This window comes from Variovorax atrisoli, assembly GCF_014195185.1.
Taxonomy (GTDB): Bacteria; Pseudomonadota; Gammaproteobacteria; order Burkholderiales; family Burkholderiaceae_C; genus Variovorax; species Variovorax atrisoli.
The window spans coordinates 429,957-455,526 of the sequence record NZ_JACIBG010000006.1 but is presented as its reverse complement, the minus strand read 5'-3'; the positions used below and the strand labels follow the sequence as shown (position 1 = coordinate 455,526).

General features: G+C 67.0%; 24 protein-coding genes and 1 pseudogene. 12 read left to right on the top strand and 13 right to left on the bottom strand.

From position 1 onward, the window contains the following. Positions 1-49 precede the first annotated feature (49 nt). On the top strand, positions 50-406 hold the full coding sequence (locus FHY06_RS22750; protein ID WP_184606357.1) for a hypothetical protein: 357 nt from the start codon (positions 50-52) through the stop codon (positions 404-406). Positions 407-466: 60 nt separating this feature from the next. Here the strand turns inward: FHY06_RS22750 and FHY06_RS22745 are convergent, their stop codons facing one another. Beyond that, the gene (locus tag FHY06_RS22745; RefSeq protein WP_132754963.1) at positions 467-1,216 is read right to left on the bottom strand and encodes an SDR family oxidoreductase; all 750 of its coding nucleotides are present in this window, start codon (positions 1,214-1,216) and stop codon (positions 467-469) included. 113 nt (positions 1,217-1,329) lie between these two features. On the opposite strand from FHY06_RS22745, the gene FHY06_RS22740 reads away from it, so the two are divergent. Continuing rightward, positions 1,330-2,235 carry an AraC family transcriptional regulator gene (locus FHY06_RS22740; RefSeq protein ID WP_145761793.1) on the top strand — a complete coding sequence of 302 codons (906 nt, stop codon included), beginning with the start codon at positions 1,330-1,332 and terminating at the stop codon, positions 2,233-2,235. A 137-nt stretch (positions 2,236-2,372) separates the two neighbouring features. Here the strand turns inward: FHY06_RS22740 and FHY06_RS22735 are convergent, their stop codons facing one another. Together FHY06_RS22735 and FHY06_RS22730 are read right to left on the bottom strand one after the other, a co-directional pair. Further along, positions 2,373-3,905: a tripartite tricarboxylate transporter permease gene (locus FHY06_RS22735; protein WP_019657027.1), complete on the bottom strand. Its 1,533-nt coding sequence runs from the start codon at positions 3,903-3,905 to the stop codon at positions 2,373-2,375. Positions 3,906-3,921: 16 nt separating this feature from the next. Continuing rightward, positions 3,922-4,344: a tripartite tricarboxylate transporter TctB family protein gene (locus FHY06_RS22730; RefSeq protein ID WP_026346643.1), complete on the bottom strand. Its 423-nt coding sequence runs from the start codon at positions 4,342-4,344 to the stop codon at positions 3,922-3,924. A 246-nt stretch (positions 4,345-4,590) separates the two neighbouring features. On the opposite strand from FHY06_RS22730, the gene FHY06_RS22720 reads away from it, so the two are divergent. Then, complete coding sequence (locus FHY06_RS22720) at positions 4,591-5,283, top strand: SMI1/KNR4 family protein (RefSeq protein ID WP_145761973.1); 693 nt, start codon at positions 4,591-4,593, stop codon at positions 5,281-5,283. A gap of 19 nt (positions 5,284-5,302) precedes the next feature. Here FHY06_RS22720 and FHY06_RS22715 read toward each other — a convergent pair whose 3' ends face one another. From FHY06_RS22715 to FHY06_RS22680, 8 genes are all read right to left on the bottom strand, one after another. Then, positions 5,303-6,577: a TCR/Tet family MFS transporter gene (locus tag FHY06_RS22715; protein WP_184606356.1), complete on the bottom strand. Its 1,275-nt coding sequence runs from the start codon at positions 6,575-6,577 to the stop codon at positions 5,303-5,305. Between the two features lie 10 nt (positions 6,578-6,587). Further along, positions 6,588-7,553 carry a glycosyltransferase family 2 protein gene (locus FHY06_RS22710; protein ID WP_184606355.1) on the bottom strand — a complete coding sequence of 322 codons (966 nt, stop codon included), beginning with the start codon at positions 7,551-7,553 and terminating at the stop codon, positions 6,588-6,590. 165 nt (positions 7,554-7,718) lie between these two features. Then, positions 7,719-9,584, bottom strand: a complete 1,866-nt coding sequence (locus FHY06_RS22705; RefSeq protein ID WP_184606354.1) for a DUF1963 domain-containing protein — start codon at positions 9,582-9,584, stop codon at positions 7,719-7,721. A 60-nt stretch (positions 9,585-9,644) separates the two neighbouring features. Beyond that, positions 9,645-10,697 (bottom strand): beta propeller repeat protein, encoded by a 1,053-nt coding sequence (locus FHY06_RS22700; RefSeq protein ID WP_019657022.1) that lies wholly within the window; start codon positions 10,695-10,697, stop codon positions 9,645-9,647. Beyond that, entirely contained in the window at positions 10,694-11,818 is a 1,125-nt protein-coding gene (locus FHY06_RS22695) for a hypothetical protein (protein WP_184606353.1), read from the bottom strand. The genes FHY06_RS22700 and FHY06_RS22695 overlap by 4 nt, the downstream gene beginning before the upstream one ends. A gap of 69 nt (positions 11,819-11,887) precedes the next feature. Beyond that, complete coding sequence (locus tag FHY06_RS22690) at positions 11,888-12,895, bottom strand: DUF72 domain-containing protein (protein WP_221404336.1); 1,008 nt, start codon at positions 12,893-12,895, stop codon at positions 11,888-11,890. A gap of 150 nt (positions 12,896-13,045) precedes the next feature. Beyond that, complete coding sequence (locus FHY06_RS22685; protein ID WP_184606352.1) at positions 13,046-13,900, bottom strand: lysozyme inhibitor LprI family protein; 855 nt, start codon at positions 13,898-13,900, stop codon at positions 13,046-13,048. A 20-nt stretch (positions 13,901-13,920) separates the two neighbouring features. Continuing rightward, positions 13,921-14,631 (bottom strand): PASTA domain-containing protein, encoded by a 711-nt coding sequence (locus FHY06_RS22680; protein ID WP_221404335.1) that lies wholly within the window; start codon positions 14,629-14,631, stop codon positions 13,921-13,923. A 574-nt stretch (positions 14,632-15,205) separates the two neighbouring features. On the opposite strand from FHY06_RS22680, the pseudogene FHY06_RS35165 reads away from it, so the two are divergent. The 4 genes and pseudogenes from FHY06_RS35165 to FHY06_RS22665 all read left to right on the top strand — a co-directional run. Then, a pseudogene (locus tag FHY06_RS35165) lies at positions 15,206-15,319 on the top strand (ESPR domain-containing protein); the annotation flags it as partial. Between the two features lie 258 nt (positions 15,320-15,577). After that, positions 15,578-19,450: a beta strand repeat-containing protein gene (locus FHY06_RS22675; RefSeq protein WP_409327465.1), complete on the top strand. Its 3,873-nt coding sequence runs from the start codon at positions 15,578-15,580 to the stop codon at positions 19,448-19,450. A gap of 37 nt (positions 19,451-19,487) precedes the next feature. Continuing rightward, positions 19,488-20,360, top strand: a complete 873-nt coding sequence (locus tag FHY06_RS22670) for an OmpA family protein (RefSeq protein WP_260310591.1) — start codon at positions 19,488-19,490, stop codon at positions 20,358-20,360. Between the two features lie 112 nt (positions 20,361-20,472). Then, positions 20,473-20,826: a hypothetical protein gene (locus FHY06_RS22665; protein ID WP_184606348.1), complete on the top strand. Its 354-nt coding sequence runs from the start codon at positions 20,473-20,475 to the stop codon at positions 20,824-20,826. Positions 20,827-20,831: 5 nt separating this feature from the next. Here FHY06_RS22665 and FHY06_RS22660 read toward each other — a convergent pair whose 3' ends face one another. Then, positions 20,832-21,119, bottom strand: a complete 288-nt coding sequence (locus FHY06_RS22660; RefSeq protein WP_019657014.1) for a hypothetical protein — start codon at positions 21,117-21,119, stop codon at positions 20,832-20,834. A gap of 286 nt (positions 21,120-21,405) precedes the next feature. Here FHY06_RS22660 and FHY06_RS22655 point away from each other — a divergent pair, with 286 nt between their 5' ends. The 5 genes from FHY06_RS22655 to FHY06_RS22635 all read left to right on the top strand — a co-directional run bounded on the left by FHY06_RS22655 (position 21,406) and on the right by FHY06_RS22635 (position 24,823). Further along, the gene (locus tag FHY06_RS22655; protein WP_184606347.1) at positions 21,406-21,594 is read left to right on the top strand and encodes a hypothetical protein; all 189 of its coding nucleotides are present in this window, start codon (positions 21,406-21,408) and stop codon (positions 21,592-21,594) included. Positions 21,595-21,598: 4 nt separating this feature from the next. Then, positions 21,599-21,868, top strand: coding sequence for a hypothetical protein (locus FHY06_RS22650; protein WP_019657012.1), 270 nt, complete (start codon positions 21,599-21,601; stop codon positions 21,866-21,868). A 135-nt stretch (positions 21,869-22,003) separates the two neighbouring features. Continuing rightward, a complete protein-coding gene (locus FHY06_RS22645; RefSeq protein ID WP_019657011.1) occupies positions 22,004-22,429 on the top strand; it encodes a CBS domain-containing protein in 426 nt (141 codons plus the stop codon). A gap of 334 nt (positions 22,430-22,763) precedes the next feature. After that, positions 22,764-24,083 carry a C4-dicarboxylate transporter DctA gene (locus tag FHY06_RS22640; RefSeq protein WP_132801071.1) on the top strand — a complete coding sequence of 440 codons (1,320 nt, stop codon included), beginning with the start codon at positions 22,764-22,766 and terminating at the stop codon, positions 24,081-24,083. Positions 24,084-24,115: 32 nt separating this feature from the next. After that, a complete protein-coding gene (locus FHY06_RS22635; RefSeq protein WP_019657009.1) occupies positions 24,116-24,823 on the top strand; it encodes a GntR family transcriptional regulator in 708 nt (235 codons plus the stop codon). A gap of 270 nt (positions 24,824-25,093) precedes the next feature. Here the strand turns inward: FHY06_RS22635 and FHY06_RS22630 are convergent, their stop codons facing one another. After that, complete coding sequence (locus FHY06_RS22630; protein ID WP_132801068.1) at positions 25,094-25,483, bottom strand: hypothetical protein; 390 nt, start codon at positions 25,481-25,483, stop codon at positions 25,094-25,096. Between the last annotated feature and the right edge of the window lie 87 nt (positions 25,484-25,570).

Below are 25,570 nucleotides of genomic sequence, written 5' to 3'. Positions count from 1 at the left end.
GAGTCAGCGAGCCACAAGAAAGCATGAGGGTAAGAACATGGCGAGACGAATGGTCCACAACGCAACCATCACCTTGAAGCTGCCGCGCGACATGGACACAGGTGCAAGGGTCACGGCCCTGCGTGCCGCCGGTGTCCCGGTCGATGCGGAAGGCAACGCGCAGCAGGGATTTCTGTTCGTGCGCCAGGGTGACGGCTACAAGAGCCAGCTCAGCATCTTCAGATGGTTTCCCGACGAGGTGGGGCCCATCACGCGCCGCACGGAAAGCGCCGCGCAACCCTCGCCCGGCGGCCATCGCCTGGCACGGCCATCGGGCGACACGCTCGATCACTGGCTGGCGCAGATCCTCACCGCGCCCATTCCCCATACCGACACTGCGCTGCAGCGCGAGCCCGAGGCTTCTTAGCCAGCCACCGCGGCAGTGACTTCGGCCGGCTGAGGCTGGCGAAAGCGCCGACCGGCTGCTTCAACCCGCGGCCCGCTGCGCCAGCGCGACCGCGTCGGCGCCCGCCGGGAATCGCAGTTGCCCCGTGGCGTCGTTCGCCGCTCGCCAGACCGCCTCGGCGACGTCTGACTCCTGCGTCAGTTGCGTGGCCTGCGCCAGCATGCCGAAGATCGAATGCGCAAGGGGCGCGTAAGGCTCGGTGATCAGGCCCTGCATGCGCTCGCGGCCGTTGTCCGCGAAGCGTGTCGTGGGTGCATAGCCGGGCTCGACGAGTTTCACTGCGACGTCGAACGCCTGCAGTTCGTGGGCGAGCGAGGCGGTGAAGCCCTCGATCGCGGTCTTGCTGGCGGTGTAGACAGCGACCAGCGGCATGGGAGCGAGCGTTGCGCTCGATGTCACGTTGACGATCACGCCCTTGCGGCGTTCGCGGAAGCCGGGCAGCACGGCCTGGGTCATGGCCATCACGCCGAAGGTGTTGATCTCGAAGAGCTCGCGCGTCGTCGCCATGGGCGTGGCCTCGAAGGCGCCGAACAGGCCGACGCCGGCGTTGTTGACCAGCACGTCGACCGGCCCGGCCGCATCGAGCGCTGCGGCGATGCTCTCCGGCTGCGCCACGTCGAGCGCCAGCACGCGCATGCGCGGCGAGTCCTCGAACAGGCCTTCCTGCGGCTTGCGCATGGTCGCGATGACTTTCCAGCCCTGGGCATGGAAGTGGCGCGCGGTGGCAAGGCCGTAGCCGGACGAGCAGCCGGTGATCAGAACAGTCTTCATGGGGTCCTCTGTGTGGATGAGTGAATGAGCGTTGGAAGAAGCCCGTACGATAGGCGCCTTCGATCGGACTATCTACAATCATCAGTCCATCATTCATTTGCGAGAGTCCAGCCATGGCCGTCGATCCGTTGTCGCAGGTGATCTCGTTGCTCAAGCCCCGCGCGGTGTTCTCCAAGGTGATCAGCGGAGCCGGGCGCTGGGGCGTGCGCTACACGCAGTTCGGCCTTCCGAGCTTCTGCGCGCTTCTCGAAGGCAGCTGCCTGCTGTCGGTCGACGCAGAGGAAACGCTGACGCTTGCAGCTGGAGACTTCGTGCTGCTGCCCACCACGCCCGGCTTCACGATGACGAGCCTGGAGCCCGGCACACCCGTGGCCATCGATGCGCGCAAGGCCGCCATGGATACGAGCGGCAGCGAGATCCGCCACGGCACGCGCGGCGGCCGTCCCGACGTACGGATGCTGGGCGGCTATTTCGAGTTCGACTCGCCCGATTCGGCCATGCTCGTGTCGCTGCTTCCCGCCGTGCTGCATGTGCAGGGTTCGCAGAAGCTGCCGCTGCTGACCCAGCTGGTACGCGAGGAATCGCTGGAACGCAGGCCGGGCCGCGAACTGGTGCTCACACGGCTCGTGGAAGTGCTGCTCGTGGAGGCGCTGCGCAGCAGCTCGGGCGAACAGGCCTCGCCCGGGCTCCTGCGCGGCCTGGCCGACAGGCGGCTGGCTGCCGCCTTCCGCCACATGCATGGAGACCCCGCACGCAGCTGGACGGTGGAGCAGCTGGCGCGCAAGAGCGCGCTCTCGCGCTCGGCCTTCTTCGATCGCTTCAACCGCGCGGTCGGCATGCCTCCGATGGAGTACCTGCTCTCATGGCGCATGGCCCTGGCCAAGCAGCTTCTGCGCGGCGACGAGCTTGCGATCGCGGAAGTGGCGCAGCGGGTAGGCTACGGATCGGCGAGCACCTTCAGCACGGCATTCAGCCGGCACGTGGGTCAGCCGCCGGGGAAGTTCGCACGCATGCATTGACATGCATTGATTCAGGGCGAGGCGAGGCAGGCGCGCCACGCGCGACCACCACCCCGCAAAGCAATTCGCCGCGTCACCCGGATCGGGCAACGCGGCGAATGCAGTTTCGTCCGCTTGCAGGAAGGCGGCCGGGCCGCTTACTCCTGCGGCTCCAGCGCCGCGCCTGACTGCGGCGGCAACGCGGCGCCCTTGCTCTTGCGCACGTTGTTCAGGAACGAAACCACCTGCCAGACGATGAACACGCCGACCAGGCTCAGCAGCGTGGCGCTGATCGGGCGGGTGGCGAAGATGCCGAAGCTGCCGCGGCTCAGCAGCATCGCGCGGCGGAAGTTCTCCTCCAGCATCGGGCCGAGGATGAAGCCCAGCATCAGCGGCGCCGCGTCGAGCTCCAGCCGCATGAACATGTAGCCCATGAAGCCGAAGGCGGCGGTGATGAAGATGTCTTCCAGGCTGTTGTTCACGCTGTAGGTGCCGATGCAGCAGAAGAACAGGATCGACGGGAACAGCACGGCGTACGGGATCTTGAAAACCGACAGCCAGTAGCGCACCAGCGGCACGTTCAGCACCAGCAGGAACACGTTGCCGATCCACATGCTGGCCACCAGGCCCCAGAAGAGTTCGGGGTGGCTGCCGATCATGTTCGGGCCGGGCTGGATGCCCTTGATGATGAAAGCGGCCAGCATCAGCGCCATCACCGCGTTCTCGGGGATGCCGATGCTCATCAGCGGGATGAAGCTGGTGCGCGCGGCGGCCTCGTCGGCAGCGGCCTGGCCGGCCACGCCCTCGATGCAGCCGGTGCCGATCTCGTGCTTGTACTTGCTGACCTTCTTGTCGATCGCGTAGGCGGCGAACTGGGCGATGGTCGGGCCTCCGCCGGGCAGGATGCCCAGGAAGGAGCCGATCGCGCTGCCGCGCAGGGCGCTGGGGATGATCCGCTTGAACTCGGCCCAGGTCGGGATCAGGTTGATCTTGCCGTTGAAGGGCGAGCGCTCCTCGCGCGAGTCGAGGTTCTTGGTGATCTCGGCGATGCCGAAGCAGCCCAGCGCGATGCTCACGATGCCCACGCCGTCCACCAGGAACGGCAGGTCGAGCGTGAAGCGCTGCATGCCGCTGTTCACGTCGGTGCCGATGGTGCCCAGCAGCACGCCGATCATGCACATCGCCAGGCCGTTGAGCAGACTGCCGGTGGTCACGAAGCTCACGCACACGAAGCCCACGAGCATCATCGCGACGTAGTCGGCGGGGCCGAACAGGAACGCCACTTCGCCCAGCACCGGTGCAAGGAACGACAGCACGATGATGGCCACGGTGCCGCCGATGAAGCTGGAGAAGCCGGCCGTGAAGAGCGCAAGGCCCGTCTGGCCCTTGAGCGTCATCGCGTAGCCGTCGATGCAGGCCACGATGCTGCTCGCATGCGGGATCTTCATCGTGATGGCACTGACGCTGTCGCCGTACTGGGCGCCGTAGTAGATGCCGGCCAGCATGATGAGCGCGCCGGTGGTGGGAATGGAGTAGGTCAGCGGCAGCAGCAGGCTGATGGTGGCCAGCGGGCCGAGGCCGGGCAGCAGGCCGACGAGCGTGCCCACCGTGCAGCCGATGGCGCAGAACAGCAGGTTCTGCATGGTCAGGGCATGCGAGAACCCGAACGCGAGATTGTTGAGGACTTCCATGATGTCGTGTCTTTCCTCAATACAGCGGCAGGTTCAGGCCGAGCAGCTTCTGCAGGGCCAGCGCCATGATGACCAGCCCGGCGGAGATCTTCACGTTGCGCATCACCGAGTAGGACGACGCTGCGAAGCCCGAGCAGAAGACCATGAAGATGATCCCGGCGATCATGTTCACGTACATGGAGATCACGGCCAGGCCGCAGAGGCTGCCGAGAATGAGCGAGATGTTCTTGAAGTTGAACTCCAGCTTCACGCTCTCCACGAAGAACGAGCGGATCACGGTGGAAACCGCGATCACCAGCAGCATCGCGCTGATCATGGCGGGGAACAAACCGGGGCCGGCGCGGCTCAAGTCTCCGATGGGGTAGCGAAGCGAGGTCAGGCCGAAGGCCAACGCTATCGCCATGAGGAACAAGCCTCTGACAAGGGTTCTGTTTTTCATCTCTTCTTGTGCGATGGGTTTCGAAATCACCGGCACCGGCGAACCGGCACTGATCGTCTCCATCCGGGCGGAAAGCCGGACCCCTGCATGCTCTGGCGTCAAACTGATTGCAATCTGACCGGACCGTAAGGGGAATTACGTACGGGCCATGCGGCCAGTACTGCCCGGCTGCCGTCCGGAGACCGCCCGCCTATACTCGCCGCGCCCCAAACAGCACGGCTGGCGCCCTGCCCCGCCGCACGGACCATGCAGACAGTTCCTTCCCTGGCCGACCGCCTCCCCCGCTTCACCGCCGCCCTCGACCGCCACGAAGCCAGGGTCGAGGAACTCGCCAGGCAGGTCGCCCGGATCGAGGACGAAGACACGGCCGAGGATTTCGGATGCGCCTTCTCCGCGGTTCGCCAGGGCCCCGAGAGCGCTGACGCCATCGAGAGCCTGGAGGCCCGCATCGGGATGCGCCTGCCCGAGCCGCTGAAAGCGCTCTATGGATCGCTGGGCGCCTTCTCGCTGCTGCCCGAGAACCGCATGCGCCATGTCGACCTGCTCGCCATCGACAGACTGCTCTCCTGGGGCGAGAGCCCGGACGTCGACGACGCCTGGCCCAGCCTCATGGGCGCGCTGTGCACCTTCGGCAGCCGGCAGGAGTTCGGCGGTCTGAAGCCGGCCTCTCAGGAAGCGCTGACGGAGCACTACGTGGTCTTCGGCTGGGCGCATCACCGCTATGAAGACCGCACCCTTCTGGCCTTCGACCGGGACGGCGCCTTCCACAACGTCGTCTACGAGCACGACGCAGGCGAAGAAGACTGGGTGGCGCGATACAAGCCGCTCTGCCAGAAGGCCCTGACCGGCATCGACCTGGACGAGATGCTCGCCGCCCATGTCGCGAAGGCGACTCAGCGCATGGAAGAGCAGTTCAACGAGGGCGAGTTCCTGGGCTGAAGCGGCCTGCCGGCGCGCCTCAGGTTGGCTCTACCGCTGCGTCGCCTGCAGCCGCCACCACGGGTCGCGTGCAGCGCCACGCGACCAGCACGCTCACGCACAGGAACAGAGCGGCAATGAAGAACGGCGCGCCCGGCACCCGCGCCGGTGCATCCGCGCCGATGAAGTAGCCGAAGCTGCCGGCGAAGGCCGCGGGCCCAACGATGCCCGCCACCGACACCAGGCTCGTCAGCGCACCCTGGATGCGCCCCTGCTCCGCCGCGTCGACCTGCCGCGTGACCAACGCCTGCGCGGCCGGCCCCGCGAAGGCCAGCAAGGTGCAGAACGGCAGCGCGAGCATGAAGACCCAGGCGGCATCGGCTACGCCGCAGATGGCGAAGCCCAGCACGCCGCAGCCCAGCCCGAACAACAGTGCCAGCCGCTCGTCGAAGCGCTTCACGCCCGGCCCGACCAGCAATGCATTGACGATCACGCTGAGCACGCCCACCAGGCCGAGCACCCAGCCCACCGTGTCTTCCTTCCACTGGAAGCGGTAGTCGGCGAAGAGCACGAACACGCTCGGGTACACGTACTGCGCGAGGTTGACCAGGAAGATCACCGCTGCCAGCGCGAAGACCTGCGGATGGCGCCTGAGCAGCATCAGCGAGCCGACCGGGTTGGCGTGCGACCAGTCGAGCCTCGGGCTGCGCCGCTCGGGCGGCAGCGATTCGGGCAGCACGAAGCATCCGTAGCAGAAGTTGAGCATCGTGAGGCCTGCCGCGAACCAGAAAGGCAGGCGCGCATCGACGTGGCTCAGCTGCCCTCCGAGCACCGGCCCGAGCACCAGCCCGACCCCGAAGGCGGCGCCGACGATGCCGTAGCTCCTGGCGCGGTCCTGCGGCGCCGTCACGTCCGCGATGTACGCGTTGGCGGTGGTGAGGCTGGCCGAGAACACGCCCGACACCACGCGGCCGACGAAGAGCCACGGCAGGCTGTCGGCCAGCGCCATGAACGCGAAGTCGACCGCCAGCCCCAGGCACGACAGCAGGATCACCGGCCGCCGGCCGAAGCGGTCCGACAGCGCGCCAAGGAGCGGCGAGCACACGAACTGGATCGCCGCGAACGCGGTGCCGAACACCGCGATCCAGTAGGCCGCCGCCGCGGTGCTGCCGCCGGCCAGCCGCTCCACGAGATGCGGCAGCCCGGGAAGGATGAGGCCGAACGCCAGGAAGTCGATCAGCACCGTCACGAAGATGAAGGCGAGCGCTGCGCGGCGCACGCGCGGTACGTGAAGTGCCTGGGGGCCTGAACTCATCGCTGCGCCCTCACCCGCTGCGGCTCAGGTACCTGCCAACGCGCGGGCGAGCTTCGCGGATGCCGCCCAGCCTGCCGAAGAGGCCGTCGAAGCAGCCGACCAGCAGCGCGACGCTCTTCCTCAGGCGGTCGCGCTCGAAGATCAGCATGGGCAGGATCTGCTTGAGCGTGTAGACGTTGATGAACAGGATCGCCGGAAAGGCGCGCATGTGCGCCAGCGAGAGGTCGAGCGCATTGCGCGTGATGTAGTAGCGCCGCACGGCCGGGTAGTTGATGACGTAGATCTTCCAGCCGAAGAGCGACTTCGCCTCGAGCTCGCCGATCCGGTGGTGCAGCACCACCTGCGTGTTGAGATAGAGCGGCACCTCGCTGCGCAGCGCGCGCATGCAGTAGTCGGTGTCGACATGGTCGATCACATAGCGCTCGTCGAAACGGCCGAGCCTGGCCCATGCGCCGCGCGAGATCAGCGAGCCCGAGGAGATCATGAAGGCGCAGCGCGCCAGCGGCTCGGTGAAGGGCTTGCGCAGGTCGAACTGGTAGACGCGCTTGCCCTGGAGGCCGAACTGCGGGATCAGCGCATCGAGGTTGGTGTCGTGCACGAGAGGGCCGATCAGGAAGGCGGCGTCGTCTTTGCCCTCGCCTTCAGCCATGCCCTGTGCCTTCTCCGCCGCCTCGCACATGGCCTCGAAGTAGCCCGGCGGCAGCACCGAGTCCTGGTCGAGAAGGAAGAAGAGTTCCGCGCCCTGCGCTTCGAGTGCGGCGATGCCGCAGTTGAAGGCACCCGCGATGCCGCCGCGGTTGCCGTTGTGCAGCACGGTGACCCCTTCTTCGGCGATCTTGCCGTGCCAGTCGCCGGGCTGCGGTGTGTTGTCGACCACGCACAGGCGCGAGCACATACATGAAAGCGCATGGAGATTCGCCAGTTGCCCGTCGGTGGGAAAGTACGTGACGACGACGGCACCGAACGAAAAGGACATCGCGGTTTCTCCGGAGTGGCAGAGCCGGGCGGACGCCCGGACCGGCGCGATTCTAGGTATCGGAATGCGCGCCGATGTCCCATCTGGCGCGGCGAAATGCGGGTATTGCGAAAGAACAACGCAGGCGGGACTGCGAAAGTTCTAGTCCGCATCGGCAAAGCCGGTTCAGCTGCTCTCCAGGCTACCGTGCACGCGCGAGAAATCACCGAGCGCCAGGTCCTTCTCGTGGATGCTGAAGGTGAAGGTGCCGGCGTCCCAGAAGCAGAAGCCGGGCTTGTCGTCGGACCGCAGCGTCAGCAGGTTGATCCACTCCTCGGGCAGCCCGCCCTTCTCGCGCGAGGCCTGCTCCTGCGGGTTCTCGTGCTGCGTGAACACATGGGCATTCATCAGGTGCGCGCCGTTCCTGCGCTCGTCGTCGCCGGTGAGCTCGGCCTCGAGCGCCCACCAGGCCTCCTGCAGTTCATCATTCCCCTCGATCTCGAGCAGCACGGCGTCTTCGCCGATGAGGCGCCCTCCGCCTGCGTTGTAGAGATTCGGCACCGACACCGTGGAGTCGATCCAGACCTTGTAGCCCTCGTGCGCGTCGCCCACGTCGAAGCCATCGGCGAACTCCGCTCCTTCGGGCCAGGCATGGGGCCGCAGTTCGGCAACGGGCGCATCCGAATGCAGGACGCGCACACCGTCGCCATGCTCCTGCCCTTCGCAGAAGAAGTAGAGCCGGCCGGTGCGCGGCAGCCACGATTGCAGCGCGGCGATCGCGGCGAGATCGATCTGCGCGAAGAAGCGCCAAAGCTTTCCGTCGGTGCTCGGGTAGTCGACGCCGGGGGGCAGGTCCGGCGTGCCGCCGATGCGCGTGCTGCCGGGCGTCGCGTAGTCCTCGGGCTCGGTGGTGCGCAGACGCAGCGCCTGACGTGCATGGCGCCGCAGCGGCCCTGCGTAGTTCGAGAGCCCATGTCGCGCGAGGGCATCGCCCAGCAGCGCCGCCGCTCGCGGGCTGCTGCGGGCCATGAAGGCCTCGCGATCGACCGAGATCTCCAACTCCGGTCGATAGCGGATGTCGCGGAAGAGCGCCTCGTTCTTCTTCTCTATGCTGACCTTCTCGATGTTCTGCAGCGAAGCCGGCAGCGATTCGAAGGGGTTGCCGTCGATGCTCAGCAGTTCGAGCGCCGGCAGATGGCCCACCGACTCGGGAATTGTCTTGAGCTGGTTGCCGTCCAGCAGCAGCCTCTTCAGGCGCGCGAGCTTGCCGATGCCGCCGGGCAAGGCTTCGAGCCGGCAATGCTGCAGCGAAAGCACCTCCAGCGATTCGAGCGCACCCAGGTTCTCGGGAAGGCGGGTGATGCTGCTGCTTCGCAGATGCAGCTCGCGCAGGCGCGTGAGCGTGCAGAGCGATTCCGGCAAGACCCTGACGGCACTCTCCGCATCGCCGGTCCACAGGGCCTGCATCGACAGGAACTCGAGCTGCGTGAAGCGAAGCAGCTCGTCGTGCCAGCGGGCGTCCCATGCGCCGACGAGCAGCCGGCGCACGCGCTCGGGCGGCGCGGCCATCGCCTCCTCGAGGCTGCCGTAGGTGTGCTGGCGCAGCTCCACTTCTCCGGGCGTGCAGTGCCACACCACATCCACCGCGACGCCCTCCTCGTCCGTCTCGTAGTCGTGCCGCAGCAGGCCGTGCATCGCGATCCGGTCGGGCCGCAGGTCGATCTCGCCGAAGAAGCGCGTGCCGTACGCGAAGCCCTTCTCCCACATGTAGAAGCCGTGCGTCGGCTGGTCCTTCAGGTAGCGCACGCGCCGCTGTGGGGTGTCGTGGTTGTCGTAGAAGTGAAAGGTCGAGGAGCGGAACGAAGGAGCGATCTGCCCGGGCGCAGGATTGTCGGAGCCCTCCGGGTCGAAGGGCGGCGCGTGCAGCGCCTTGTCGAAGGCGACGGGCCGTGCCTTCAGCTCGAAGGACATGCCGTCGTCCTCGAAGACGACCTGGGTATCCGGTGCGAACTCGAACGCGCACTTGCCGATCTGGAACTTGTTGCTGGACATGGGTGAGAAGCTTCTCGCGGGGATGAGCACGCGAGCCTAGCAGCCGGTGGATAGCCGGGCTCAGGGCTCGCCGTAGAACAGCACCGTCCAATGCTCGCCATCGAACTCCAGTGCCCCGTGCCAACCGGCAACCAGCATCCTGCGGCCATCCGGCGACACATCCAGCCGCTGCGATACCAGCGAGTAGTCATGGGGCATCGGCTGCCGGCGCGCATCCATGGCCAGCACCATCCTGCTGCCCTGGAGCACGTAGCAGCCGCCCGTCCTGCCAGTGCACCAGAGCCGGCCGGCGAACCAGGCGCTGTCGAGAAAGCTTTCGCTGTGTGGCTTCGGAGTCAGGCAACGCCAGCTGTCGTCGCGCCCTTGCCATACGTGGCCGCGTTCGTCGGTGACATAGGCCGTGCCGTCGGGCGCGACAGCCACGGTCTTCAGATCCAGTGTCGAGGGAAAGGGCAGCTGCTTCCAGAGCCCTTCATGCCGTCGCCAGACGGCGCCACGCGACCCGACCACGTACAGGTCCTGCGCAGAAAGGCCGGCAAGATCATTGAAGTTCGAGTTCGACAAGGTGTCGTCCGCAACATCAGGCTCCGTGCTGCCAAGCCCTTCGGGCAGCGGGATCTCCATGTGCTCGCGCCACTGTTCAGGGCCCAGCCGCTCGTACACCCGGAACGGCGCACCGACCGAGAACACCGTGGTGCCGGCGCGTGCGGTGCGCAGCACGATGCTGTCGTACTGGAGCCCTGACACCGGATGCGGCTCGCCTGCGCCATGAAAAGGAATGCTTGCCTCCTGCCCCTTGTGGACCTTCGGCTTGTAGGCCAGCGTCTCCCGTCCGATGCCCACCGAGACGAACTCCGAATGGTCTGGCGCCCAGGCGCTAGACAGATCGCAGCCCAGCCCCAGCGCCTGGGTGGTCAGCGCGAAGAACCGAGTCTCGACCGGATTCGCCAGCTTGACGGCGAGCAGCCGGACCTTGAACGGCTCGTCATGGTCCTTGTCTTCCTGCTCCTCAAACAGCAGGAAGCCGAGGCGGCCGTCCTCGATGCCGATGGTGCAGTCTCGGATGAAGTAGCCGTCGAAGAAGCGGCGGTAGGTGTCGCGGTCGAAGATCATGTGCGGGAGACAACCTGGCCTTGCACCGCCTTCAACCGCACACGCTGCTGCGGCGTGGTGCTCGGCGCGAAAAGACGGCCGGTCAGGGCCTGCTGCCATTCCTCGTCGCGCTGCGGCCAGGTTTCGATCAGCTGTGTGATCGCTTCGGTGTCGCCGGCCTCGACGCACTCGCGCAGGCGCTCTGCAAAGGACGATGAAGGCGGTGGAAGCGGCGAAGGCTCCGCTGTGGCCCGCGGCGACTCGTCCATCGCCGGCTGCGTGCCATCACGGAACGGGTCGCGGCCTTCGCGCATGAAGGTGCGGATGGCGTCGGGGGAAATCATGGCGCCGGTCTCGGCCTCCTGCGGATCGTCTGCCTCGAACAGGCCCGGATGGAGGCAGTCGGACCAGTTCTGCCCGCTGTTCCAGTCGCACACCGGTGCATGGCAGCCGGCCTTGACGTGCATTGCATGGTCGGCGGAGATGAACGCGCGGCCATGTACGGCGCCATCGATGCGCAGGCTGCCGTCGTTGTACTCGCCGTAGACGATGTTGCGCACGCGCACGTCGCCGAGCACGCGCATGTGGCTGTCCCCGTGGCCGAAGCTGGCGGCACGGACGTCGCCACCCACGAGCACGTGGCGCGGATAGGTGTGGGTGAGCTGGCTGAACACGCCGTCCACGTCGACATCGCCGGCCACGATGACGCCCGCGTACAGGCCGAGTTCGGCGATGCGTTCCAAGTCGAAGTCGCCATGCCAGCGCAGGCCGTCGCGAAACAGCGCGAGCCGCCGGGGCTGGCCCTGCAGTTCGTCGGCGCCGTCGATCTGGAAGAACGGGGCCAGCAGCGGATGAGGCACGCGGCCGTCGCAATGCAGCTCTTCGGCGACGCTGCCTTCGAGGACCTGCGCCAATGGCGGACACTCCACGAAGCCGCGGGCGCGCCAGGCATCGAGCAGGCGCTGGCGATGGGCATGTGCCTTGTCTGGCGACTCGAAGCCGGCGTGCAGCACGAGACAGGGCCGGCCGATCGCGCCGGCGCGCACGCGCAGGCGATTGTCGTGTTCGTGCAGTTCGATGAATTCGCCGCTCGCTGCGGCCTCGAGGTAGACGGGCGCTTCGCCCGGCAGGGATTCGGTCATGCGGGCAATGTAGTTGAAGAAGAATGCGCCGCACGGCGAGCCGGCCGCGCTGCTCTCCCTCTCTCTCTCTCATTCCCGGCGGCTGGCCTTCTTCTTCGGCAGGGCCGATGCGGCTTCATCGATGGACGAGTCGTCGGGCCCGAAGCCCGTCACAAGCCCCAGCCGCTTCGCCAGATGCGCCGCGTCGTATGGCGCGTGCACCTTCATGTCGTTGTCGAAGTAGCAGTAGACATCGCGTTTTCCCCGCCGCGCGGCGACATCCGAGGCCAGCCGCGCGTCGCCGACCTGGTGGCCCCGACTCCATGCCTCGATGCGCTGCGCCCAGCGGTCGAGCGCCACATCGCCGTAGCCGCTGGCATAGAGCTCCTTGTCGCCGTGCAGCCGGATGTAGACGAAATCGGCCGTCAGGTCTTCGAGCAGGGGCCAGCGCCCCGCCGTGTCGGCCACCACCAGGGCCACGCCGTGGCGGCGCAGCATGGCGATGAAATCGGGGTCGGCGAAGCTGCGGTGGCGCACCTCGATCGCATGGCGGATGCGCAGGCTGCGCGGCGCCTTCAGCGACGACCGGCCCTCCATGCGCTCGTCATGCTCGCGGGCAAGCGCGACGGCGGCCTTGGCGTCGCGCGGCAGCAACGACAGGAATGCGTCGATGCGCTCCGGGTCGTAGCGCATGCTCGGCGGCAGCTGCCAGAGGATGGGACCGAGCTTGGCGCCCAACGCGAGCACGCCCGAGGCGAAGAAGTTGGCGAGAGCCGGGCGCACGTCCTTGAGCTGCAGCATGTGCGTGATGTAGCGCGAGCCCTTGACCGCGAACACGAATCCGTCGGGCGTCTGGTCGCGCCAAGCTTCGTACGACTCGGGGCGCTGCAGCGAATAGAAAGAGCCGTTGAGCTCGATGCTGGGCAGCATGCGCGAGGCGAAGGCGAGCTCGTTGCGCTGCGTCAGCCCTGCCGGATAGAAGCGCCCGCGCCAGGGCGCATAGCGCCAGCCGGAGATTCCGATGCGGATGTCGCCCCGCGCTCCGCTGGCCGCCGGCGAGCGCTTGCGGTTGCTGGTGCGGGTGGACGATGTCGGCAAGGCTGCGCTCCGGGGCGGTGGTCGATCCGGGACCCATGCTTTTGCGCTGCCATCGCAATGGATGTGGGAACGGCAGGACAGCCGATGTAGGTGCGCAGGCAAGGCCCGCCCCGAAACGCCGCGCTGCCTGGCGGCTGGCGGCGTCTGGCGTCAGCGCGCCGCGCCCTGCGGATAGCGTGCGTCGGTCAGGCAGGCACGCAGCCAGGCGGTGTCGTCGGCCTCGAGTTTGGCTTCCGCATCGAGCTTGGGCGAAGGCTTCGGCATCGATGCCGCAATGCCCGGCTGGAGGTTCCAGCGCGCGCCCGGCCTGCCGCTGCCGTCCGCCTCGGGGCACGGGCTGCCGCCCTCGGATCCGTCGCCGCATGCAGCGACGGTCTGCAGGCGGCCCTGAACGACATTGCCGACGAGCCGCGTCTGGTAGTAGCTGCCGCTGGCCCAGTCGTCACGCAGCGTGCAGACGCGCTCGTGGTGCTGGTAGCTGCGGTCGCTGAAGCAGCCGTAGCTCAGTTGCTGGCCGCCGGGCAGGAAGTCGCACGAGGTCGCGAAGCCAGCGAAGGGGCCGCCTGTGAACTGCGCAAGGAACTTGCGCTGCGCCTGCGCGGCTTCGAGCAGGCGCGGCACGGCGCGGTCGGTCTTGCCGGGCTCGCTCAACGTGCGGGTGCGGCGGCGCATTTCCTGCAGAAGGTTGCGGGGCAAGGCGGCGGCGTCGGGCGCGCCGGGGTAGTCCATGGGCGAGTCGAAACGCATGTCGCGCGCTTCGATCCAGCGCTTCTGGCTGCGCACCAGCATCGCGCGCAGTTCGGCGTCGTTGCCGGCCTGCTGCACGAGGGCTGCATAGGCCTTGCCCATTTCCGCGTCGGCGGCCTTGAGCCTGGCATCGGCGCAGATCATGTGCTCGACGCGGTTGCCGGCCTTCCTGCAATCGATGGCGTGGGCGGGGCCTGCGGCGGCAAGCAGCAGGGCGACGCACGCGACGTGCAGGGAGAAGCACCGGGTCTTGGTCATGTTCATCTTCTTCATCGTGTTCAGCGGCACTTGACGTCGTAGCCGACGGTGTGCGGAAGGCCCTCTTCGCCTGCGGTGACGAGCGACAGCGTGCCCGCCGCGCCGGTGTATCTGAAGCTGCAATAGGCCAGGCCAGTACCCGCGCAGGACTCGACCTCGACGATGCCACGCCTGATCAACCCGGCCTGCCGCGATTCGCCGTCGGGCTTGACGCGAACGGGCTTCCAGCCCTTGTCGGCCAGCGCCTTGCGGGCCTTGTCGATCGGCATGCCGTAGACGTTCGGCACGCTGGCACGGCCGCGGCAGACGGTCTCCTCGTCGGCCACCCTGCCCAGCCGTACGGTGCCGTCGGCCTCCACGCGCAGGTCGCCCGCGGGCGAGCCGACGATGCCGCCGCTCCATACGCGCACGCTGCCGCCCTCGAGCGGCGTCAGGTTGCCGATGGCGGTGTCTTCGTCCGACTTGCCGTAGGCCAGCGCAAGGAGCCTGTCGCCGTCGAACACGGCCACGTTGCCCTGGGTGATGCTGCAGGTGCCGCTCGTGCCGGCCTTCATCCGGCCGGCAAAGCTGACGGCGCGATAGGCGCCCAGCGGCACGTCCGCCATCACCGCCCAGCCCTGCGCTGCCACCAGCTTCGCCGCTGTCGACCTGGGCTCGATCACGCTCAAAGGGCAGCCGTCGCGGTCGCCGGCGCTGCCGCCGGCCCTGGGCAGGCTGGTGATCGCTTTCATTCGGATGTCTTTCAGGTCGGACTGCATACGCGGCGCCAATGCACTGATTTGAGCCATGGCGGGCAGGGTCAGCGCCAGGCCGAATGCGAGAGCTGCGGATGCCCCAAATGCAAAGTGGAAAGACATGACGAGAGAGCAAAAAAAGTAGTGAGGATCTGAAAAGGCATCGCCATTTCAGAACGGCCAGGATTATCGCGGCATGCCACGGGACCCACCAAAACCAGCCAATCTTCGATGCCCACTCGTTCTCATGACGAGCCGCTGCCCCTAGGCGAATCAGTACTTCAATGAAAAATCAATATATTCATAAATCGTTCATTTTAAAAAATATTGATTACAACTTATAGCTAATATCCGAAATAATTAAGATTGTAAAAAATAATTCATTGAGTATCTTCATACTACTATGCGCATATTCAGCTCGATTTAATTTTCGAATAACTTCGACAAAATGACTCCAAAATGAGACAGCAAAGACGGCCGCCGCCATTTCATTTCATAAGATTTGCCTGCAAAAAATAATTCAAATTACACAGGGAGCCCGAATGGCTTTTGGCTATTCATCGACCTTTAAATGGATGGGACGGGGCTCATGAACAATACTTATCGTTCGTTGTGGAACGAATCGCTCGGCGCCTGGGTAGCGGCGTCCGAGATCACTTCCGCCGGAGGAAAACGCAGCAGGGCTGGTAGAGCGGTGCCCCCCCGAGACGGGGCATCTGCCACCCTTCCGCCGCAACGCCTGGTCAGAGGGGTGGTGGCCACCCTGCTGGCGATGGGCGGTTTGGGATGGGGCTCCTGGGCGCAAGCGCAGTCGGCGATCTGCACCACGGCGCCGTACAACTACTACAGCGGCTCAGCCACATGCGCTGGCCAGCAATCTCAAGCGACCGCAGGCGGCGCCACGGCCCTGGGGTACGGCGCCAACAGTAGTGGATTGAATGCCGTGACTCTCGGTTACGGTGCCATTGCTTCCGCGGTCAATGCCCTTTACCTGGGCGCACGTACCGCTCCGGGAACCGGCGCACTGAGCGAGGGTTCGATCGCGATCGGTACGGACGTGACCACAAGCGGCAACGCTGCCGTTGCCATCGGCGTGCAATCCGCCGCGACCGCGCAAACGGCAACCGCCATCGGCTCCACGGCACGGGCGACCGACGAAGCGGCCACTGCCCTAGGGAACGCCTCCCGGGCGCTGGGGAACAGTTCGCTCGCGCTCGGAGCCCAGGCGGTGGCAACCGGCGCCAGCACGGTCGCAGTCGGCCAGGGCGCGGGTGCGGGCTCGACGGCCGCTAACACGGGTTCGGCCGCAGTGGGCATCGCTGCAGGCACGCTGGTCACCGGCGCACAGAACACCGCCGTGGGCGGCGGCATTGCGAGCGTGATGCGGGGCGCGGGCTCGGGCGTCACGGGGACGCGCAACATCGCCTTGGGCGTCGGCGACAGCACCGTTGCCTACGATGCCACCCTGAAGGCCTCGGCAGGCAACCTGGTCAGCGGCAACGACAACGTGGCCATCGGCACCAATGCTGGTATCGGTGTCGCGAGCAACGCAACGACGTCGATCGGGCTGAACGCCAAAGCGAGCGTGGACAACGCGATCGCCGTCGGTACGGCGGCAAGCGCTTCGGCGCTGGATGCCGTCGCCCAGGGCAGCAGCGCCAGCGCGGGCGGCCGCAACGCCATCGCGATCGGCTTCCAGGCGGTCGCCTCCCAGATCAACTCCATCAACCTGGGCGCGCGCACGGTGCCGGGAACGGGTGCCACGGCCGAGGCCGCCATTGCCGTCGGCACCGATGTCGAAGCGTCCCAGACGCGCGCTGTCGCGATGGGCGTAGCCACCCGGGCTGCCGGCGTCGACGCGCTCGCGCTCGGCACCCGGGCCAACGCCGGTGCCGACTACGCCACCGCGCTCGGCTCGGGCGGAGCCACCGCAGCTAACGCCGTACGCGCCTCGGGAACCGGATCGCTGGCGCTTGGCGGCAATGCGACGGCAGGCGCCAATGCGGCGGGAACCAATGCCATCGCCGTCGGCGGAGAGTCTTCCGCCACGCAGACGGAAGCGATTGCCGTCGGCCGCCAAGCCACCGCCTCGGCGCTGAACACCATCGCCGTCGGCAGCAACGCCCGGGCGGATTCGGCCCAGGCGGTTTCGATCGGCACCAACGCCACCGCCACAGGCGGCAAGGCGGTCTCGATCGGCTCCGGCAACACGGCCTACGGCAACGGCGCCGTGGCCATCGGCGACCCGAGCTTCGCGAGCGGCACGGGCGCGTACGTCGGCGGCGCGGACAACATCGCCAACAGCGACGGCACGGCCTCGGCGACTGCCGCCAACCAGGCCAACGGCGCGGTCGCCATCGGCAATGGCAACAAGGCGATCGGCCAAGGGTCGGTGGCACTGGGCAATGGCTCCACCGCTGGTGCCGTCGGCAAGGCGGGCAGCGTGGCTGTCGGCGATGCGGCGACGGCGGCGGCCAATGCGGGTGACGTCGCCCTGGGCTCCGGTTCGGTCACCGCAACAGCGGTGGGAACGCCCAGCGCGACCATCGGCGGCACGGTCTACAACTTCAAGGGCACCACGCCGGCGAGCACCGTGAGCGTGGGCAGCGTGGGTGCCGAGCGCACGATCACCAACGTGGCGGCCGGCCGGATCTCCGACACCTCGACCGATGCCATCAACGGCTCGCAGCTGAACGCCACGAACCTGCAGGTCACGAAGAACACGGCCGACATCACCAACATCAACGCCGGCGGCGGCATCAAGTACTTCCACGCCAACTCGACCCAGCCCGACTCGCAGGCGGTGGGAGCGGAATCCGTCGCCATCGGCCCGAACGCCGTGGCCAACAACGCCGGCGCCGTGGCGCTGGGCTCCGGTTCGGTGACGGACGTGGCAGTCGGCACCGCGAACACGGTGATCGGCGGCACCACGTACAAGTTCGCCGGCGCTGCTCCGGGCAGCACGGTCAGCATCGGTGCTCCCGGCGCCGAGCGCACGATCACCAACGTGGCTGCCGGCCGGCTCTCCGACACCTCGACCGATGCCGTCAACGGCTCGCAGTTGTACGCCACGAACCTTCAGGTCACGAAGAACACGACAGACATCACGAACATCAACGCCGGTGCAGGCATCAAGTACTTCCACGCGAACTCGACTCAACCCGACTCGCAGGCGCTGGGGACGGATTCCGTGGCCATCGGTCCGAACGCCGTGGCCAACAACGCCGGGGCAGTCGCGCTCGGCTCCGGTTCTGTGACGGACGTGGCGGTCGGCACCGCGAACACGGTGATCAACGGCACGACCTACAACTTCGCCGGCACCACGCCGGCAAGCACGGTCAGCGTCGGCACCGTGGGCGGCGAACGCACGATCACCAACGTGGCGGCCGGCAGGATTTCCGGTTCCTCGACCGATGCGATCAATGGCTCGCAGCTGTTCGCCACCAATCAGTCGATCGAGAATCTGAGCAGCACGGTCACCGCGAACAAGATCAGGTACTTCAGCGTCCAGTCCACCGGCGGCGGCAACGAAAACAACAACGGCGCACAGGCGCCCGACGCCGTGGCTGTGGGCAAGGATGCCAGCGCCACCATCGACAGCGCCGTCGCCATCGGCTCGGGCTCCGTCTCCGACCGCGCGATCGCCGCCGGCACCGGCAACATCCCCGCGGGCAGTTCGCTGATCCCCTTCAACACTGCAGACCGCACGCTGCTGGGCGCCCTCTCCGTGGGCAGCGCCACCACCTACCGCCAGATCACCAACGTCGCCGACGGCACGCAGGCGCAGGACGCGGTCACCTTGCGCCAGCTCAGCGGCGCGCTGCAGTCCTTCGCGGTCACGCCGATCCAGTACTTCCACGCCAACTCCACGGCGGCGGATTCGCTGGCGATCGGCGCGGAGTCGGTGGCGGTCGGTCCGCAGACGGTGGTCAACGGCAACAACGGCATCGGCATCGGCAACGGCGCGGTGGTGCAGCAGAGCGCGCCGGGCGGCATCGCGATCGGCCAGGGCTCGACCTCGCATCTGGCCGACTCGATCGCGCTGGGCACGCAGTCGTCCGCCGCCGCCGTGCAGGGCGTGGCGCTCGGTGCGGGCACCAGCGTGACGCAGGCCGGGGGCGTGGCGCTGGGCGCGGGCTCGGTGGCGTCCACCGCGGCGGGCGTGGCCGGCTACGTTCCGCCCACCGCGACCGACGCGCAGCGCATCGCCATCGGCGCGACCACCAGCACGCTGGCGGCCGTGTCGGTAGGCAATGCCGCCAGCGGCCAGTTCCGCCAGATCACCGGCGTGGCCGCGGGCACGGCCGACAGCGACGCCGTCAACGTGTCGCAGCTGCGGGGCGTGCAGGGCCAGGTGGCGGTGATCGACCAATCCACGGTCAAGTACGACACCAACCCCGACGGCTCGACCAACTACAACAGCGTGACCATGGGCGGCAGCAATGCCACCGGTCCGGTGACGGTGCACAACGTGGCGCCGGGCGTGGCGGGCACCGATGCCGTCAACGTCAACCAGCTCAACGCGACCAGCGCCGGCCTGAACAACCGCATCAACGCCCTGGGCGACCGACTTGACGGCGTGGAGAAGAACGCCTACGCCGGTGTCGCCGCCGCGATGGCGCTGCAGATGCCCGGCAGCTACGTGCCGGGCAAGACGGTCATGCGCATCGGCGCGGGCTCCTTCAAGGGCCAGAGCGCAGTGGGGGTGAGCTTCCGCCGCACCGCGGACAACAACGCCTGGAGCATCACCGGCGGCGTGGCCACCAGCCGTGCCGGCGTGGGCGCCACCGTCGGCGCGGAATGGGTCTTCAACTGAAGGGAAGGCGACACAGATGAACCGGACGAACTCCATCATGAACAAGCCTCTTCGCACCAGGGCCCTTTTCACCGCTTCCGCGATCTGCATGGCCGCGCTGCTGGCCGGCGGCTGCGCCAGCTACTCGATCACCCCTGAGATGCAGGCCCGGGCCGCCGCGGAGAACCCGGCACCGCCGAGGGACGACGACTTCCCCGCGCCGGGCTCGGCCACGTGGAAGCAAGGCACCTTCCCGAACCTCGAGGCCCTGCGCGCGATGCGCACCGGGATGGGCAAGGACCAGGTACGCGAGCTGCTGGGCTTTCCGCACTTCAGCGAGGGGCTGGGCGGCGTGCGCGAGTGGAACTACATCTTCCATTTCCGCACGGGCGCCGGCCCCGAGTACCTCACCTGCCAGTACATGGTGCGCTTCAACGCGGACGTGCTGACGAACGGCATGTACTGGAAGGGCCTCGGCTGTGCCGACCTGCTGCGGCCGCCGCGCGTGGCGGCCGCGCCCGTTGCCACCACTCCGTCGGCGGCCCCGGCCACGAGGACCACCCTCGGCGCCGACGGCCTGTTCCGCTTCGACGGCCGCTCGCTGTCCGACCTGCTGCCCGAGGGCCGGCGCAGGCTCGAAGCGCTGGCGAGCGACATCCGCAGCGCCGGCCCGGTGGAGTCGATCGGCATCACCGGACACACCGACCGGCTCGGCAGCGCCGCCTACAACCAGGCGCTCTCGCTGGCGCGTGCCGAGACCGTTCGCGACTACCTCGTGCGCTCGGGCGTCCCCGCGCAGGCCATCCACGTGCAGGGCAAGGGCGAGACGGAACCGAAGGTGCAGTGCACGCAGCCCGCGAAGCGGGCCGAACTGATCGACTGCCTCGCGCCGAACCGCCGCGTCGAGATCGAGGTGTTCGTGCGGCGCTAGCGCGCCCAGCGTGTTCCCGGCGCTCCGCATCACTTCCGTCGGCGCGAGGGGCAGTCGTCCGACATGGCGTCCCGCAACCGCGGCCCAGATTGGTTTCTTTGCGGAGGCCGCCATGGACGGACCCGACCTCAGGATATTCGCCGCCATCGCAGCGCTCTGCCTGGCTGCGGCCCAGGCTGCAGCGCAGCAGGCGCCCTTGCCCCTGCCCGCCGAAATCGACGCGAGCGGCCCGGGCAAGCCCAAGGGCGAAGGCAACGCGCGCAACGCAGCGCAGCAGGCTCGGAAAGAGTCCGACTACCGCGTGGCCCTGAAGAAGTGCGACGAGCTTCAGGCTGCGGCGGCGCGAGCGGCATGCAGCGCACAGGCCGAGAAGGACTACGCCGGCAACGACACCGTCATTCAGGATCAACGGCCCGCCCCGCCCACCAACCCCGGCGGCGCATCGCCGAACAAGCGCGTGCCCTGAGCGCCTCAGAACTTCGAAGCCACGCTCGGCCGCGGCTCCTCGGCCGCACTGCTCTCGTCGTCAGCCCTCGCGATGCGAAGCCGCGCCTGCTCGTGCCGCAGCGCAAGTTCTTCGCGGCGCTCCATCGAAGCGGCGTCGCCCGCGCCATGTCCGCCATCGTCGAAATCGATCAGGAACTGCGACTCCTCGAACGTGAGCCCTTGAAGAACCTCCTGGCTTCTCGCGTTGATGGCCAGGAGGCCGTGCGACAGCAGGCGTGCGCGCCGCTCGCTGGATAACTGCAGCATCTGCATGAAAGCTTCCTTTCCCGTGCGCAACCATGTTGCGCCGCGTATGGGTGGCTTCGGTGGGAATCGGCAGCAGCCTGGCGTGAGACCCGTCCGGCAGCGCGGCGGTGCGTCGGCGTGGACTGACGGCTGCATCGCCGCACGTCCTATCGACGCACCCCTGGCGCTTTCTAGCCTGGGTTTCGTGCGCCGCAAACTGATCGCGAACTGATCGGGCCGGGCGAATGAGGAGCCGATCTGTTCCTAGGTTCCCCCTGGGTGCAACGAGAGCCGGCGTCCCAAGAAGATCGACATGAAGAAACTCAACCACAGTAACGCTGCCGCTTCTTGCCCCAAGGCACTCTCGATACGTCGGCAGATGAATGTTCCGGCGACGCCCTCGGGCGATGCTGCAGGTTCCGAATGCAAGGCTGGTTGGAGCTCATGCGAGGCCATCGAAGAGCAAAAGGGCAAGGCCGACTTCCAGGCGACGACGAAGTGATGCGATGGAAGAACAACGAGCGAACGAGAAGGCGCCCAGCGACGTGAACGACATGCACGACATGCAGCAGGAGCGCGGCTCTGCAGGTGCCCGGCGCGAAGACCGCCGGGTGTTCGCCTGGGGCATCGTGGCGGCAGTGGTCGCGCTGCTGGCGGCGGGTGCCTACTTCCACGTGCTGCAGAAGCGATTCGAAGTGCCGGTGGAACTGCCCGCCACGCCAACGGCGCCCCTGCCACCGGGCGAGCAGGCCCCGGGTGCGCCTCGCAGCAGATAGCTTCTTCACGTCGCCCTCGACACCACCACCTTTGCCGAGCTTCTCCTACACATTCGCCGCTGCAACGGAATAGACCCGGGCTGTACGCAGTCGCAGCCTCACGCAAGCCATGACTCTCAGGAAAGGGCCCCCCAGATGCGAAAGATCCACGAAGTGATGACCCGCGAAGTCGAGGTCATCAGCCCCGATGCGACCGTCGAGGAAGCCGCACAGCGCATGCGCGACGGCGACTTCGGGATGATGCCGGTGGGCGAGAACGACCGCATGGTGGGCGCGATCTCGGACCGCGACATCGCGGTTCGCGGCATCGCGGAGGGCCGCGGCGCAAAGGCCAAGGTGCGCGACGTGATGTCCGCCGGCATCCGCTGGGCGTACGAAGACGATCGCCTCGACCACGCAGCGCAGATCATGGCTGCCCACCAGATCAGGCGCCTTCCGATCGTCAACCGCGACAAGCGGCTCGTGGGCATCCTCTCTCTCGCCGACGTGGCAGTGAAGCAGCGAAGCACCAGGCCGGTGACAGACGCACTCTGCGGCATTTCGCAGCCGGTTGCCGCCTGAGCCGGAAGCCGGAAGCCGGGAGCCAGGGTTCGTCTGGCGCCCGCTTGCTGTCCGGCGTGCCGTCGGCCCTGACCCGCCACGGCCTCGCCAAACCGCTGCCGAGGCGCTGCCATGGCACTGCGTTCCGCGGCTCCAAGCGACTCCTCAGCCCTCTTTCTGAACGAGCCGCTGCGTGCGCCCGATCTTCCGGCGAACGCGGCAGTGCGCTCCCGGCGATGCCCGGGAATACCCTCTGATCGCCTCGAAGTCTTCTTGCCTACATTTCTTGCATGCAAGAAATGGCAAGCCTTGCATGCAAAACCTCGACAAGACAGACTGACAGGAGATCTTCCTCATGCCCCGCTTCGCCAAATCGCTTTTCGGTCAGGTGGTCATCGCGCTGGTGCTCGGCGTGCTCGTGGGGCTGGTCGCTCCCGAGTTCGCCGCAAAGCTCAAGCCGCTCGGTGACGGTTTCATCAAGCTGATCAAGATGATCATCCCGGTGCTGGTGTTCTGCGTGGTGGTGCACGGCATCGCCGGCGCGGGAGACCTGAAGCGCGTGGGCCGGGTGGGCGTGAAGTCGCTCATCTACTTCGAGGTGCTGACCACCATCGCGCTGGCCATGGGGCTGGTGCTGGGCTTCGTGTTCCAGCCGGGCGCGGGCATGAACGTCGACCCGTCCAAGCTCGACCCGGCCGCGATGAGCGCCTATGCCTCGAACGCCGACAAGCTCACGAGCGGCGGCACGGTCGAGTTCCTGATGAAGCTGATCCCCACGACGGTGGTGAACGCCTTCGCGACTGGCGACGTGCTGCAGGTGCTGCTGTTCGCGGTGCTTTTCGGCTGCGCGCTCACGCTGCTGGGCGAGCGCGGCAAGCCGGTGGCCGTGGTGGTGGATGCGCTCTCGCTGGTGCTCTTCAAGATCATGGGCATCATCATCAAGCTGGCGCCGCTGGGCGTGCTGGGTGCCATCGCGTTCACGGTGGGCCAGTACGGCATCGGCTCGCTCAAGCAGTTGGGGATGCTGGTCGCCCTCTTCTACGGCGCGGTGCTGGTCTTCGTGTTCGTGGTGCTGGGCGTGGTGATGCGCATGTCGGGCTTCAGCCTCATCAAGCTGCTGCGCTACCTGCGCGAGGAGCTCACCATCGTCTTCGCCACCACCTCTTCCGACAGCGTGCTGCCGCAGGTCATGGCCAAGCTGCGCCGCATGGGCATCCGCGATTCGACGGTGGGCCTTGTCATTCCCACCGGCTACTCGTTCAACCTCGACGCGTTCTCGATCTACATCACGCTGGCGGCCGTGTTCATCGCGCAGGCCACCAACACGCCGATCTCGATGGCCGACCTGCTGACGATCCTGGCGATCGCGCTGGTCACCTCCAAGGGCGCGCACGGCGTGCCGGGCTCGGCCATCGTCGTGCTGGCGGCCACGCTGCACGCCATTCCGGCGATTCCCGCCATCGGGCTGGTGCTGGTGCTGTCGGTCGACTGGTTCATGGGCATCGCCCGCGCGCTGGGCAACCTGATCGGCAACTGCGTGGCGACCGTGGCCATCGCCGCCTGGGAGGGCGACATCGACCGCGAACGCGCCCATGCGGTGCTCGACGGCAACTACTCGCCCGACGACGAGCCGCTGGCCGAAGCCGGGGCCGTGGTAAACACCGCGAGCCACTGAAGAGACCACCACAGGAAAGACCGGACCGCCTCATGCCCGCCCCCGACGTCAGCCCCACCGTCATCGCCGAACGCGTCGTCGAGGCCATCCTCGCGCAGAAGCTCGCGCCGGGCGAACGGCTCGGCGAGCAGGCGCTTGCGGAGAACTTCTCGGTGAGCCGCACCATGGTGCGCGAGGCGCTGATGCAACTGCAGGCGCGCGGCTTCGTCGAAGTGCAGTCGCGCCGCGGCTGGTACGTGGTGGAGCCTTCCGCGGAGGAAGCGCGCGACGCGTTCTCGGCCCGGCGCATCGTCGAGGCCGGCATCCTCGAGGCCAGCGAAGGCCGGCCGCTCGCGAAGGTGATCCGCAAGCTGCGCGACCACATCGCCGACGAACAGCGCGCCATCGAGGGTGCCGACGCCGCCACCCGCGCCTTCCTGCTGGCCGACTTCCACGTCTGCCTGGCCGAGCAGATGGGGCACCAGCTGCTCGTCGACGTGCTGCGCGACCTCACCGCGCGGACCACGCTGGCGGCCACGCTCTACCAATCGAAGCACGAGGCCGGGCAGTCCTGCGCGGAGCACGGCGCGATCGTCGCGGCGCTCGAGGCCGGGGACACGGCCGGGGCGCGGCGGCTGATGCTGGAGCACATCGGCAATGTCGAGCGGGCCCTGGAGGTGGATGCGGCGGCGGAGCCGGATGCGACCAGCAGGCTGAGGGCTACGCTGGCGCCGGTGGCGTTGCCGCGGGCGCGGCGGTGAGTCGCGGGGGTTTGCGCCCCGCAACGCTGGTGCAGTTGATATAGCCGCTCGGCTTGCAGTGATCCGTGTCCCGTCAGGAAATGCGCCTTTGGTGATCCGTCGCTCTACGGCGGCAGCAGTCAGATACACGCTCGCTGAAGAGATGGGCTGCTAATGGCCTGGGCTTCCCCCACACCGAATCGAACGTCGGGTTCCCATTGCTGATGTGGGCCCCATGCGGCCCAGCGGTATCGACAAACTTCACATCCAAGTCGAGTCTCGTAGCTGGGGCTACTCGCGTATGTCGATGCCAGGCGGGTTGATGGCCGAAACCACCTCCACATCAGAGCCGAAGTCGTATCTCGGCGGCACCTGGCCCGACAGCCTCTCGTACAGAGCTCGAAGGTAAGCAGGCTTATCTTCGACTTCGTCCAAGGATACGGACTGTGGGACCACGTAGCCCCAGAACTGTTCGAATTTGCCGGACGACAAGATGAACCCGATGGCTTCCAGAACCCTCTGTTTGCTCAATGGACCAAAGCGATCAAAGTCTGCTTTCATTGCATCGAAGAGTCTGGAACGACAGTTCTCTTCGTTGATGTGAAAGTCATCCAGATCATCATCACTCATGGCCAGAAGAAAGTAATCCAGCTCACGGATGTAGCGGGGGAAGATTTTCATCAGGGAAGGGAGTCGAATTTCAAGCAGACGGGATCATTGGGAAATTCAATTTTACGAATTTAAATTGAAACTCAAACTCAGCCCAAA